Here is a 14127-nt window from a genome sequence, read left to right as displayed (position 1 = left end):
CTGCGGAGTGGCCGACCCGACGTCCGCGGAGTTACGCCGCCGAATCGACGAGTTGACCATCCGCGACGCGGCGCGCCTGGGCAGACGGCTACGGAACTCGCGCGGCGCGAAGCCCGCGGCGCTGCGAGCGCTGGCCAGTCAGGTGGTCGCGGCGGAAGCGCTGGTGGCGGCCCGTCGGGATGCGGTCCCCGCGATCACCTATCCCGACCTGCCGGTCAGTGACCGGCGCCAGGAAATCTCCGAGGCAATTCGGCAGCATCAGGTGGTGGTCGTCGCCGGCGAGACCGGCTCCGGCAAGACCACTCAGCTACCCAAGATCTGCCTGGAACTCGGCCGCGGCGTCCGCGGCACGGTCGGACACACCCAGCCCCGACGGTTGGCCGCGCGCACTGTCGCACAGCGCATCGCCGATGAACTGCACAGCCCGCTCGGCGATGTGGTCGGCTATACCGTCCGGTTCACCGATCAGGTCAGCGACCGCACTCTGGTGAAGGTGATGACCGACGGCATCCTGCTGGCGGAGATCCAGCGCGACCGGCGCCTACTGCGCTACGACACCCTGATCCTCGACGAAGCCCACGAGCGCAGCCTCAACATCGACTTCCTGCTGGGATACCTGCGTGAGCTGCTGCCGCGCCGGCCTGATCTGAAAGTGATCGTCACCTCGGCGACCATCGAACCGCAGCGCTTCGCCGAACATTTCAGCGTGGCCGGCGATGCCCCGATTGTCGAGGTGTCCGGGCGGACCTATCCGGTGCAGATCCGCTACCGCCCGTTGGAGATCGCCGCAGCGCCCGCCGAAGATGCCGCTGATCCGGATGATCCTGACCAGGAGATCGTGCGGACCGAGACCCGCGACGAGGTCGAGGCGATCCTCGATGCGATCGACGAACTTGCGACCGAGCCACCGGGGGATGTGCTGGTGTTCCTCTCCGGTGAGCGCGAAATCCGCGACACCGCAGAGGCTTTGAGCGGACTGCGTCATACCGAGGTGCTGCCGCTGTACGCACGGCTGCCCACCGCCGAACAGCACAAGGTGTTCGCACCCCACACCGGTCGGCGGGTGGTGTTGGCCACCAATGTCGCCGAGACCTCGTTGACCGTCCCGGGGATCCGCTACGTCGTGGACCCTGGCAACGCCCGCATCTCGCGCTACAGCCGCCGGCTGAAGGTACAGCGGCTACCGATCGAGCCGATCTCGCAGGCTTCGGCGGCGCAACGCGCCGGCCGGTGCGGCCGGGTGGCGCCCGGGGTGTGTATCCGCCTCTACTCCGAGCAGGATTTCCAGGCCCGCCCCCGCTACACCGAACCGGAGATCCTGCGGACCAACCTTGCCGCGGTGATCCTGCAGATGGCGGCGCTGCAACTCGGGGACGTGGAGAACTTCCCCTTTCTGGACCCGCCGGACCGGCGCAGTGTCCGCGACGGCGTGCAGTTGCTGCAGGAACTCGGCGCGTTCGATCAGCAGGGTGCGATCACCGAACTGGGCCGGCGCCTGGCACGGTTGCCCGTCGATCCGCGGCTGGGCCGGATGATTCTGCAGGCTCAGACCGAGGGGTGCGTGCGGGAGGTGCTGGTGCTGGCTGCGGCACTGACCATTCCCGACCCACGGGAGCGACCCGCGGACCGCGCGGAGGCCGCCCGTCAGAAGCACGCCCGGTTCGCCGACGAACACTCGGACTTCATGGCCTACCTGAACCTCTGGAACCATCTGCGTGCCCAACGAAAAACACTGTCCGGCAATGCTTTCCGACGCATGTGCCGCGAGGATTTCCTGCACTACCTGCGGATCCGGGAGTGGCAGGATCTGACCGGGCAGCTGCGCAGCATCGCCCGCGACCTGGGCATCACCGAATCCGACGAGCCGGCGGAGTCGGCACAGATCCACGCGGCCCTGCTCGCCGGTCTGCTGTCCCATGTGGGGATGCGCCGGGAGGACGCACGCGAATATCTGGGCGCGCGCAACGCCCGGTTCGTCCTCGCCCCCGGTTCGATGCTTGCCAAACGGCCGCCGCGTTGGGTGGTGGTGGCCGAGCTGGTCGAGACCAGCCGCCTGTACGGGCGGACCGCCGCGCGGATCCAGCCCGAGATGGTCGAGCGGGTCGCGGGCGATCTGGTGCAGCGCACCTACAGCGAACCGCATTGGGACGCCCAGCGCGGGGAGGTGCTGGCCTTCGAGCGGGTGACGCTGTACGGGCTGCGGCTGGTCGCTCGCCGTCGAGTCGGCTATGCGCGGGTCGAACCGGCGGTGGCACGCGAGATGTTCATCCGTCACGCGCTGGTAGAGGGGGACTGGCGGACCCGCCATCACTTCTTCGCCGACAACGCCCGGCTGCGGGCTGAGCTGGCGGAGCTCGAGGAGCGCGCACGCCGTCGCGACCTGCTGGTCGGCGACGACGACATCTACGCGCTGTATGACGCTCGCATTCCCGCCGACGTCGTCTCGGCGCGGCATTTCGACGGGTGGTGGAAAAAGCAGCGCCACCGCACCCCGGGGCTGCTGACCTTCACCCGCGACGAATTGCTGCACGCCGACAAGACCGATGCCGACGCCGATCGGCCCGGCACCTGGCGGACCGGCGATGCGACGCTGCCGCTGACCTACCGGTTCGAGCCCGGCGCCGCCGATGACGGTGTCACCGTGCACGTGCCGATCGACGTGCTGGCCCGCCTGGGTGGCGACGAGTTCGCCTGGCAGGTGCCGGCCCTGCGCGAAGAGCTCGTCACCGCGCTGATCCGTTCGCTGCCGAAAGACCTGCGGCGCAACTTCGTCCCGGTACCCGACACCGCGCGGGCGGTGCTGGCCGGTATCGAGGCCGGCACCGAGCCGCTGCTGCCGGCGTTGCAGCGCGAACTTCGTCGTCGCACCGGGGTGGTGGTACCTGTGGATGCCTTCGATGTGGGCTCGCTGCCGTCGCACCTGCGGGTGACGTTCGCCGTCGAGTCCGCAGACGGTTCCGAGGTGGCCCGCGGAAAGGACCTCCAGGCGCTGCAGGACAAGTTGGCGGCCCCGGCGCGACAGGCTGTCGCCCGGGCCGTCGCAGGCGAGTTGGAACGGACCGCGTTGCGTACCTGGCCCGACGACCTCGACGAATTGCCGTCCGTCGTCGAACGGGCGGTGAGCGGCCGGACCGTGCGAGGCTTTCCCGCGTTCGTCGACGCCGGCACGACGGTCGAGCTACGCGTCTTCCCGACCGCCGTCGAACAACGCGCCGCGCTGGGCCCCGGGGTACGTCGACTGTTGCGGCTGAGCATCCCATCGCCAGCGAAAACTGTTGAACGGCAACTGAATCCACGTACTCGGCTGACCCTGGGCAGCAATCCCGACGGCTCGCTGAGCGCACTGCTCGACGACTGCGCCGACGCCGCCACCGACGCGCTGGCCACCCAGCCGGTGTGGACGCGCACCGCGTTCGCGGCACTGCGTGACCGGCTTTCCCAGACTCTCGCCACGGCCACCCTCGATGTCGTCCGGGAGGTGGAGACGGTCCTGTCCGCGGCGCGACAGGTCGAACTCGCGCTGCCCGCTGAACCACCGGCAACCCAGGCCGCGGCCATCACCGACGTGCGAGCCCAGCTCGACCGATTGCTGCCGCCCGGATTCGTCACCGCAACCGGGCGCTCGCGTCTTGGTGCCCTGACTCGCTACCTGACCGCGGTGAGCCGTCGTCTCGACCGGTTGCCACACGCCGTGCAGGCCGACCAGGAGCGGATGCGACGGGTGCATACCGTGCAAGACGCCTATGACGACCTGCTGCACACGCTGCCGCCGGAGCGCGCCGCGGCGGCCGACGTCCGCGACATCGCCTACCAGATCGAGGAACTCCGGGTGAGCCTGTGGGCCCAGCAACTCGGCACGCCCCGCCCGGTGAGCGAACAGCGCATCCTGCGGGCGATCGACGCCGCGCGGGACCATTTTTGACCTGCTTGCTGCGCAGCCAGCGCGGCGATGGAAGTATCGCCATGGTGTCCACCAAGAAACCGCAGACGATCTCCTATCCGGCGGCCGACGCACGCCCACACCGCCACGAATCCGACCCGCTGGACCCGCATGTCATCGTGTTGTTCGGCGCTACAGGGGATCTGGCCAAGCGCAAGCTGTTGCCCGGCCTGGCCTACCTGGACCAGTCCGACCTCGCACCGGACATCCAGATCGTCGCCACGTCCATGGAGGACCTCACCGACGACGAGTTTCGCAAGATCGCCAAGGACGCGATCGACTCGTTCGGTACCCACAAACTCAACACCGAACAGTGGGAGGACTTCGCCCGCATCGTCACGTATGTGCCGCAGGGCGCAGGCGCCGAGGCGCTCGCCGACGCGGTAGCGCGTGCCGAACAGAACCTGGGTGCAGGCGTGCGCCGGTTGCACTATCTGTCGGTCCCGCCGAAGGCGGCGCGCGACGTTATCTCGACGCTGCGGGAAGCCGATCTCGTCGACCGGTCCCGGGTGGTGATGGAAAAACCGTTCGGCACCGACCTGGCCAGCGCCGTAGCCCTCAACGACTTCGTGCACGAGACGTTCGAGGAATCGCAGATCTTCCGGATCGACCACTTCCTGGGCAAGGAGGCCGCACAGAACATTCTGGCGTTCCGCTTCGCCAACGGCCTGTTCGAGCCGATCTGGAACCGCAACTTCATCGACCACATCCAGATCGACATCCCCGAAACCCTCGGGTTGGATGAGCGCGCGAATTTCTACGAGAACACCGGCGCCTACAAGGACATGGTCGTCACCCACCTGTTCCAGGTGATGGCGTTCGTGGTGATGGAACCGCCGACGGCGCTGGAACCGTACGCGATCAGCGAAGAGAAGAACAAGGTGTTCCGGTCGATGCTGCCGGTCAAGACCTCCAACGTGGTCCGCGGGCAGTACGCGGGTTACCGCAAAGAGAAGGGGGTGGCCAAGGACTCCGACACCGAGACGTTCATCGCCCTCAAGGTCGGGATCGACAACTGGCGCTGGGCCGGGGTGCCGATCTATTTGCGGACCGGCAAGAAGCTGGCCGAAGGCATCCGCATCATCTCGATCGCCTTCAAAGAAGCTCCCCGCACCATGTTCCCGCCCGGCTCGGGCGTGGGAACCCAGGGTCCCGATCACCTGACCTTCGATCTGGCCGACAACTCCAAGGTCTCGCTGTCCTTCTACGGCAAGCGGCCCGGGCCGGGGATGAAGCTGGACAAGCTGTCCATGCAATTCTCCTCCCAGGAGGTGGACACCGTGGTGGACGTGCTGGAGGCCTACGAGCGGCTGATCCTCGACGCGATGCGCGGCGATCACACTTTGTTCACCACCGCCGAAGGCATCGAATCGTTGTGGGAGCGTTCGCAGGATCTGCTCGACGACCCACCGCCGGCAAAGATGTATCAGGCCGGCACGTGGGGACCAAACGCCATTCACCAGTTGATCGCACCCAACGCGTGGCGGTTGCCGTTCGAACGGGAATGGCGCGAACGCAAAGGGACGTAGGTGCCCGACTCGACCGCCGAACTGCTGCAGGAACTCCTGTGGGCGTACGGGCCGTGCGGTGAGGAAGAAGCAGTACGGACGATCTGTGCCCGTGAGCTGCAACCCCACGTCGACGACATGTGGACCGACGACGCCGGCAACCTGGTCGGCTACCTCGCCGGAGGCGGGGCACCCGCCACGAAGGTGATGGCCCACATGGACGAACTCTCCATGCTGGTCAAGCGCGTCGAACCCGACGGCTCCCTGCACCTGACGCAGTTAGGGACGATGTATCCGGGCAACTTCGGGCTCGGTCCGGTCGCGGTGCTCGGCGACAACGAGACGTTCACCGCGGTGCTCACCCTCGGTTCCGAGCACACCACCAAGGAAAGCCGGCGAATCTGGGAGACCAAACCCGATCAGGGCGACCGGGCGCTGGACTGGCAGCACGTTTATGTCTTCACCGGCCGAAGTCCGGCCGAACTCGCCGACGCCGGCGTGCACCCCGGCACCCGGATCTGCGTCGACCGCAGCAAGCGAACCCTGGTCGACGTCGGCGATTACCTCGGCTCCTATTTCCTCGACGACCGCGCGGCGGTGACCGCGCTCCTGCTCGCCGCGCGCCGACTCGACTCCGACGGGCAACGGCCCGCTGCGGACGTCTATCTGGTATTCACCACCAACGAGGAGATCGGCGGCGTGGGCGGGTCCTACGCCAGCGCCACACTGCCTGGCACGCTCACCCTCGCGCTGGAGGTCGGACCCACCGAAGCGGAATACGGGACCAGCGTCACCGGCGGCCCGATTGTCGGCTACAGCGACGCGCTGTGCGTCTACGACAAGGACGTCGCCGACCGGCTGATGGCGATCGCCGCCGACCACGGATTGACGCCCCAGGCGGCCGCGCTCGGGGCGTTCGAGTCCGACGCCTCCCACGCCAAGGCCTACGGCCTGACTCCGCGCGCTGGGCTGCTGTGCCTGCCCACGCTGAGCACTCACGGCTTCGAAGTCATGGCGCGCAACGCAATTGAAGACATGGCCGCCATCGTCGTGGACTTTCTGGTGGAGCCGCGGCCACCAACCCGCGCACAGACGTAGCGCGGCACGCCGCGCCGAGTCGCGGTGCCCGCCCTCGGCAATCGGCCGATGCGAAACACCGCTAGGTTGAACACGAGTCCAAACAATCTGGAAGGAGGCGGCGTGGTCCACAAGGCGGCCATGGCCGAAGCCGATCGCGCGTGGATGATCGACACGCTGCTCGCGCTGCTGCAGACACCGAGCCCGTCGGGACGTACCGACGCGGTGATGCAACTGATCGGCGGCATCCTCGACGAATTCGGGGTGCCCTTCTCCCTGACGCGGCGCGGAGCGCTCACCGCGGAACTGGCCGGGAAGTCCAAGACCACCGACCGGGCGTTGGTGGTGCACGCCGACACCATCGGCTGCATGGTCCGCAGGCTCAAGGACAACGGTCGCCTGGAGCTGGTCCCGGTCGGCACGTTCTCCGCGCGGTTCGCCGCCGGTGCCCGGGTCCGCATCTTCATCGACGATCCCGACGAGTTCATCACCGGCACGGTGCTGCCGTTGAAAGCCAGCGGGCACGCGTTCGGCGACGAGATCGACACCCAGCCGACCGACTGGGAGCACGTCGAGGTCCGCGTGGATCGCAAGGTGTCCTCGCGCGAAGACCTGGTCCGGCTCGGCCTGCACGTCGGCGATTTCGTCGCCATGATCACCAGTCCCGAACTCACCGCCGACGGCTTCATCGTGTCCCGTCACCTCGACGGGAAGGCGGGCGTCGCAGTCGCGCTCGCGCTGGCCAAGAACTTCGCCGAGAACGAGGTGGTGCTGCCGCACCGCACCACCATCATGGTCACGATCACTGAGGAGGTCGGCCACGGCGCCAGTCACGGCCTGCCCGCCGACGCCGCCGAACTGGTGTCCGTCGACAACGCGGTGTGCGCGCCCGGCCAGCATTCCCTCGAGGACGGCGTGACGATCCCGATGGCCGACATGCACGGACCGTTCGACTATCACCTGACCCGCAAACTGTGCCGGCTCGCCGAGAGCTGCGAGATACCGTACGCGCGAGACGTGTTCCGCTACTACCGATCAGACGCCGCCGCGGCGATCGAGGCGGGAGCCGGCACCCGGGCCGCGCTCGTCGGCTTCGGCCTGGACGGCAGCCACGGCTGGGAGCGAACCCACATGGACTCCCTGGAGGCGGTGTACAACCTGCTGCACGCCTGGCTGCAAACGCCGTTGACCTTCGCCCAGTGGGACGCCAAGCCGTCGGGCAAACTGCGCGACTTCCCGTCATCGAAGCAACCTGCGCCGAGCGAGCAGTGGGTGCCCTTGTCGCGGGGTGAGCACGCCGAACCCGGCGACGCCTCGCCGGGCACGCACTGGCCGCCCTCGGTGGGCCCGCAGAGCTGAGGCGTCCGGGAACCGCTCAGTCCGGGATGTAGTCGAACTCGTCGGGGTGCGCCCCGGTGCGGCCGTCCTCGCCGCGATCCAGCCCGCTGATCACGGTCATGTCGTCACCGCTCAGTTCGAAGTCGAAGATGTCGAAGTTCGACTTCATCCGGTCGATGTTGACCGACTTCGGGAATACGATGTCGCCGCGCTGGATGTGCCAGCGCAACACCACCTGCGCGGGCGATTTGCCAACTGCGCGAGCGACTCCGACGATCGCCTGATCGTCGAGGACCTTGCCCTGAGCAATCGGTGACCAGGCCTCAGTGGCGATCTCGTGCTCCAGGTCGTAGGCGCGCACCTGGTCGTTGGTGAAGTAGGGGTGCACCTCGATCTGGTTCACCGCGGGTACGGTCTGCGATCCGGCGGCCAACTGGTCCAGATGATTCGGCTGGAAGTTCGAAACACCGATGCTACGGGCGCGCCCGTCCCGGGCGAACTCTTCGAGCGTGGTCCAGGTGGCCAGGAAATCACCGTCGTACAGCATCGGCAGCGGCCAGTGGATGAGGAACAGATCGACGTAGTCCGAGCCCAGTGCCAACAGCGTTTCGTCGAAGGCGCGGCGTGCGTCGTCGGGTCGGTGATAGCCGTTGTTGAGTTTGCTCGTGACGAACACCTCGCTGCGGTCCAGGCCCGCATCGCGAATGCCTTGGCCCACTTCCTTTTCGTTGCCGTACATCTGCGCGGTGTCGATGTGTCGGTATCCCACCTCCAGGGCGGAGCGGACCGCGGCCGCCGTCTCCTGCGGCTCGATCTGGAAGACGCCGAAACCCAGTTGCGGGATCGTGTGCCCGTCGTTGAGGTTGATGGACGGGACATGGCTCATGTGCTGGATCCTCCTAGTGCGGTTGAGGACGGGATGCCCACTTCAGCGCGAATCACAACACCGGCGTGCGACGAGCACCCGTCAGCCCAACTCCGCGCTGACATAACCAACGGCCTGACGGAACTCCGCAAGAATCTCGTTGTCCGGCACCACGAAACCGTATTCGGCATACACCTGCTCGGTGGAGTGGTGGGTGACCGTCCAACCGGTGGCCGCCAGATGCTCACCGGCCTGCCGTCGCGGGCCGAGCCACACCAATTCGGCGACGTCGATGTCGAGTCCGTGTTTGCGCCAGCTGCTGCGCATGGCGCGGGCCCGCTCGTCGGTGAAAACGCTCATGTCTTTGATGTTTTCGGTCGCCAGCCGGCTGCCGGGGGCGCTGAGCGCGGTGATGTTGTCCAGTAGCCGGTCCTGAGCGTCGGGCGGCAAGTAGGGGAGCAGCCCCTCGGCGATCCAGGCTGTCGGCTGAGAGGCGTCGAACATGTTGTCCGCCAATGCGGTAGGCCAGTCTTCGCGCAGGTCGATCCCCACCGGACGGCGTTCCACCGTTGGTTCAGCGCCGATCTGAGCCAGGGTGACGCTCTTGAAGGTGATGACATCGGGCTGGTCGACTTCGAAAACCACTGTTCCCAGCGGCCAGGACAACCGGTAGGCCCGGGCGTCAAGCCCAGCCGCCAGAATTACCGCCTGACGGATGCCGGCAGCGGTTGCGGCGCTGAAGAAGTCGTCGAAGAACCTGGTCCGCACCGTCATCTGCTCACGCCGCTGCTGAAAGTCCATCGGCATGTCGGCGTCGTCGAGCGGGATCTCACCGTCCAACATCCGGGTGAAGAAAGGGTGCCCGACCGCACGCACCAGCGGCTCGGCGAAGCGATCGTCGAGCAGCGGATCCGGGTCGGCGGAAGCAAGCGCGCGGGCGGCGGCCACCATCGTCGCAGTCGCGCCGACACTGGAAGCCAGGTCCCAACTGTCCCCATCAGAGCGTGCCGAACCAATAGACGACATACGTTTTCTCCCGTCGCGGGCTATGGAATACTTCGCCAGCCTAATCGCCGTCGGGCGCGCGCCGCTCACTCCGTGGGCAGGCCGCGGGAGCGTTTGGCAGCGTACATGTGCTCGTCGGCCAGTCGCAGCAGATCCTGCTCCCCAGCAGCGATCCCGGCGCTGAACCCGACCTGGCCGCCCACCTCGGACCAGTGGCTGCGAAGCCGGTCAACGACCTGCTCAGCCTGGGCACGATCGGCCCCGAGGAGCATGATCAGGAATTCGTCGCCGCCGATGCGGAAGACGATGTCGTCCTTGCGCACCGACCAGCGCAGCGCGTCGGCGAAGGACACCAGAAGTTCGTCGCCGGCCTCGTGGCCGTGACGGTCGTTGTAGCGCTTGAAGTTGTCGAGGTCGAGCAGGACCACCGCCGATTCGCTGGCGTGCATCGACAACCGGGGTCCCAGCGTGCTGCGATCGAGTAGTTGAGTGAGGGCATCGGTCTGCGCGATCTTGCGCAGCAGTTTGCTCTGTTGTTCCAGCCGGTCGATGAGCCAGGCCGGGACCTCGGCGACCAGCATCCACATGATCGCCGGGGGGATCGCTGCGGGCAGCGCGCCGGGGAAGGCTTTACCGCCCCCGGCGAGGAACGCCACAATGCCGAGCGGGACAATTTTCAACGAGGTCCAACGCGGCCGGGTCAGGCCGATATAGGCGAATGCAATCGTGATGGTGCCTGGAAAATCACGGGTGGCGTGCGGCTCCAACCAGCCGGCCAGGATGGTGACAATCATCCCCGCCACCGGCCATGCCACCAGCATCGTTCGTCGCTCCTGCCACCCCCGCAGCCAGCCGAGCAGCGCACCGGCGATGCCCATCAACGCTGCGGCGCCCAGCAGCCAGTGCAAGCGATCGTCGTTGTGGTCCGCGGTGACCCGCGACGCCGCGGCGGCATAGATACCGAGCATGCCGAGGTAGCCGGCCAGGCCGATCAGATGCCATCGTCGCGCTGACGGCTGCGGGTCCGCTTGCCAGGACACCGGTCAAGAATAAATGCCGACGCGCGGGGCATTCACCATCAGCGCGCCGAGCTACGCTGACGCTCATCCGGTGAGATGACAGGCTGTGCCGATGGCAATCACCGAATCCCGCGAAGTCGTCATTCCAGCGTCGCCGAATCAGGTCATGGACGTGTTGATGGATCTCGAGGCGTTGCCGTCCTGGTCGGCACTGCACGACAAGGTCGAGATCCTGGAGCGGGACGAGAAAGGCCTGCCCAGCAAGGTCCGTCAGACCGTCAAGGTGTTAGGTGCCAGTGACGAGCACGTGATGGCCTACCGCTTTCACGACGATGGTTTGAGCTGGACATTGTTGAGCGGCAACTATTTACGCGCCCAAGAAGGCCGCTACGTCCTGACGCCCGAAGGTGACTCCACTCGACTGCGCTTGGAGCTCATGGTCGATCTTTCGGCGCCGGTGCCGGGTTTTCTGGTCCGCAGAGGAACCAACTGGTTGATGCAATCGGCGACCGGAGGTGTGCGCAAGCGGGTGCTCGCGGTCGCCCGCGGCTCAGCCGGCGGCGCTGAGGATCTTGATGACGAAGATGAGTGAGTCGCCCGGACGGATTCCAGCGCTGGGCTGACCCTCGGGGTAGCCGTCCGCCGGGGTCGCTGCGACGGCGACGGTGGAGCCGACCTTCTGTCCGGTAATGGCCTTCTGAAAGCCGGGGATGACTCCCAGCAGCGAGAAGCTGACCGGGGCGCCCCGGTCGTAGCTGCTGTCGAAGACCGACCCGTCACGTCCGTTGACGCCCAGGTAGCAGACAGAGACCCGCGCGGTGGCCGAGGCCACCGGTCCGTCCCCGGCCCGCAGGGTGTGCACCTGGGTTTGGGCGACGCTGAACGGCCCGGTCACGGTCACCCGCGGAGCAGTCGCATCCGTCGGTCCGGTGACGGCGATGCTGCCGGTGGTTCCGGCCAGCGTCCAGTCGGGCGCCGCTCCGGCCGGTGGGGCTGCGGTGGGGCAGGAGTCGGCGGCGGTCGCCGTGCCTGAGGGCAGGACAACAGCTGCGAGGAAGCATGCGATTGCGAGCGCGACGGCGTAATACGCCGGGGAGGATTTCACGGCGGTCACGTTACCGCGTCGGTCACCGTGGTCCTGCGCGACGAGTCGCTGCGGCCCGCTCAGCAGTCCGCGACCTGACCCCGCTGTGTCAAAAGCGGCTGACGCAGAGCCCAATTCGGCGCTATTCGATGTCCGCCATGACACGTAGGTCAAATGTCAACAAAACGTCCCGTTCGGTGCAGAGCAGCGATACGCTCCGGAAGTCGGACGACTCAGCAACGCAGCGTTTTGTACCGAGAGGGAGACACGCCGGTGTCCTATGTCTTCGCATCACCAGACCTGTTTGCCACCGCAGTCACTAATTTGGCCGGGGTCGGATCGGCCGTTCAGACCGCGAACCAGGCGGCGGCGGCCTCCACCACACAGCTGCTGAGCGCCGCCGGCGATGAAGTGTCCGAGTCGATCGCGGCGTTGTTCTCGACGCACGGGCAGGCGTACCAGGCCATCAACGCCCAGGCGGCGGCATTCGGCGAGCAGTTCCTGCGGACGCTGACCACCAGCGCCAACGCCTACGCCACCGCCGAGGCCGCCAACGTCGGGCAGATGGCACTCGACGTGATCAACGGGCCGACGAACTTCTTCCTGGGCCGCCCGTTGATCGGTGACGGCTACAACGGTGTCAACGGCACCGGGCAAGCCGGTGGAGACGGCGGGATCCTCTGGGGAAACGGGGGACGGGGCGGGTCAGGTACGCCGGGGCAGGCCGGCGGTCGCGGCGGCAACGCCGGGTTCTTTGGTAACGGGGGAGCGGGCGGCACCGGTGGATTGCGCGGCGGTGTGGGCGGCGCCGGCGGGACCGGCGGGTTGTTCTGGGGCAATGGTGGAGCGGGCGGTACGGGCGGGTTCGGCGGCGCCGTTTTCGGCTCGGCAACTCCGACAACCATTTCCCCCGGCGCCGGTGGACCCGGCGGCAGCGGATCTTTCTTGTTCGGCTCGCCGGGCGCGACCGGCAACCCGGGGTCCGTGATCACCGTTTTCGATCTCCAAACCGCCAAGGAATTCGCTATGGCGACACCCGATGCGAATTTCCTGTTGATCGGCACGGACGGCACCAACCTGGCCAGAATCCTGGCCGACCCGGCGAACGTGAACTTCCGCCAGTTCATGCTGAACAGCACTACTTCCGCCTCCACTGTCGTCGGGCATACCAGCGTCTCCAACCCGTCGTGGACGACCATTAACACCGGCGTGTGGAGCGAGACCGCGGGCGTGACCAACAATGTCTTCACCCCCTGGACCTACGACAACTGGCCGACCATTTACAACCAGCTCGAGGGTGCCTATGGGGAAGGTATCGAAACCACGGTCATCGGGAACTGGCCGGTGATCACCGATATCGCGGGCGCCGGCTCGATCCGCGCGGACAACATCACATTTGTTCCGCAAGGTGCCAATGACCCGTACTGGACGGCGTCGCAGGCAGAAGTCCAAAGCAAGACGATTGCCGCAATTCAGGCCGCTGATAGCGATCAGGGCAATCTCATCTTCTCGTACTACGTCGGTGTCGATGAAATGGGGCACGCATACGGTGGTGCCTCCCCGGAGTACGCCGCGGCCGTTCGACAGATGGACAGCCTTCTGGGTCATTACGACACCACTGGACCCGGCACTGGCACTGGCCTGCTCGGGGCAGTCAGCGCGTGGGAGGCTAACCCAGCCAACGGTGGCGAGGAATGGAACGTCCTCATCGTCACCGATCACGGTCACACCGATACGAACATCGCCGGCATCGGTCACGGCTTCCAATCTCCCGTGGAGACAGCGTCTTTCCTCATGTGGGACCAGGCAAACAACGATGTTTACGACGGGTGGATCAATAATTCCTGGCAGATCGTCAGCACCACGCCGACAGTCATGGATACCTTCAACATTGCGCCGCCGGCATACATGCAGGGCGCGCCTCTGACGTCGAGCGTCTTCGATGGCACCTATGTGAATCCCACTATCAGCACCACTCCGTTTGAGACCAACCTGTACAGCGTGATCAGCGCCGACTTCGCCGCCCAGGGTTACCCGGACGTCTTGACGAACTTGAGTCTCGGCTCGCGAACCGTCGCAGCCACGATTCCGTACTACGTGTACGACCCGATTCAAGGGATCGTCGATTCGGTACCCGACTTCCTACGGCTACCGGTGTCATGGGTCGGTGCCGGCGTCTATCAGACGCTGAACATCCCCGCCCAGATCTACGTCCGGTTCACCGGGGTGACCGGTAACCAGATCATCCCGCCGATATTGAACCCGTTCATCTAAGGCTTCTCGACCCTGTT

Annotated in this window: 10 protein-coding genes; 6 read left to right on the top strand and 4 right to left on the bottom strand. The window is 66.5% G+C overall.

The window, feature by feature from the left end; genetic code table 11:
- Nucleotides 1–7 precede the first annotated feature (7 nt).
- The 4 genes from hrpA (at nt 8) to AC5Y6Y_RS02850 (ending at nt 7884) form a co-directional block, all read left to right on the top strand.
- Nucleotides 8–3922 (top strand): ATP-dependent RNA helicase HrpA, encoded by a 3915-nt coding sequence (gene hrpA / locus AC5Y6Y_RS02865; RefSeq protein WP_499929296.1) that lies wholly within the window; start codon nt 8–10, stop codon nt 3920–3922.
- A 44-nt stretch (nt 3923–3966) separates the two neighbouring features.
- Nucleotides 3967–5469 (top strand): glucose-6-phosphate dehydrogenase, encoded by a 1503-nt coding sequence (zwf, locus tag AC5Y6Y_RS02860; RefSeq protein ID WP_463824296.1) that lies wholly within the window; start codon nt 3967–3969, stop codon nt 5467–5469.
- Entirely contained in the window at nt 5470–6546 is a 1077-nt protein-coding gene (locus tag AC5Y6Y_RS02855) for a M42 family metallopeptidase (protein WP_499918823.1), read from the top strand. It abuts the gene before it with no gap.
- A gap of 102 nt (nt 6547–6648) precedes the next feature.
- Complete coding sequence (locus tag AC5Y6Y_RS02850; RefSeq protein WP_463824298.1) at nt 6649–7884, top strand: osmoprotectant NAGGN system M42 family peptidase; 1236 nt, start codon at nt 6649–6651, stop codon at nt 7882–7884.
- A gap of 16 nt (nt 7885–7900) precedes the next feature.
- Here the strand turns inward: AC5Y6Y_RS02850 and AC5Y6Y_RS02845 are convergent, their stop codons facing one another.
- The 3 genes from AC5Y6Y_RS02845 to AC5Y6Y_RS02835 form a co-directional block, all read right to left on the bottom strand.
- On the bottom strand, nt 7901–8749 hold the full coding sequence (locus AC5Y6Y_RS02845; protein WP_463824299.1) for an aldo/keto reductase: 849 nt from the start codon (nt 8747–8749) through the stop codon (nt 7901–7903).
- 81 nt (nt 8750–8830) lie between these two features.
- Nucleotides 8831–9754, bottom strand: a complete 924-nt coding sequence (locus tag AC5Y6Y_RS02840; protein WP_499918824.1) for a class I SAM-dependent methyltransferase — start codon at nt 9752–9754, stop codon at nt 8831–8833.
- 65 nt (nt 9755–9819) lie between these two features.
- Nucleotides 9820–10773 (bottom strand): GGDEF domain-containing protein, encoded by a 954-nt coding sequence (locus AC5Y6Y_RS02835; RefSeq protein ID WP_499918825.1) that lies wholly within the window; start codon nt 10771–10773, stop codon nt 9820–9822.
- 91 nt (nt 10774–10864) lie between these two features.
- Here AC5Y6Y_RS02835 and AC5Y6Y_RS02830 point away from each other — a divergent pair, with 91 nt between their 5' ends.
- Complete coding sequence (locus AC5Y6Y_RS02830) at nt 10865–11344, top strand: SRPBCC family protein (protein ID WP_499918826.1); 480 nt, start codon at nt 10865–10867, stop codon at nt 11342–11344.
- Here the strand turns inward: AC5Y6Y_RS02830 and AC5Y6Y_RS02825 are convergent.
- Nucleotides 11303–11866, bottom strand: coding sequence for an FKBP-type peptidyl-prolyl cis-trans isomerase (locus AC5Y6Y_RS02825; RefSeq protein WP_463824303.1), 564 nt, complete (start codon nt 11864–11866; stop codon nt 11303–11305). The genes AC5Y6Y_RS02830 and AC5Y6Y_RS02825 overlap by 42 nt on opposite strands.
- Nucleotides 11867–12109: 243 nt before the next feature.
- Here AC5Y6Y_RS02825 and AC5Y6Y_RS02820 point away from each other — a divergent pair, with 243 nt between their 5' ends.
- Nucleotides 12110–14110, top strand: coding sequence for a PE domain-containing protein (locus AC5Y6Y_RS02820; RefSeq protein ID WP_499918828.1), 2001 nt, complete (start codon nt 12110–12112; stop codon nt 14108–14110).
- Nucleotides 14111–14127 lie beyond the last annotated feature (17 nt).

This window comes from Mycobacterium sp. NGS24 (assembly GCF_059813065.1).
The sequence above is the reverse complement of the archived record's forward strand: the minus strand, read 5'-3'. Positions and strand labels throughout refer to the sequence as shown.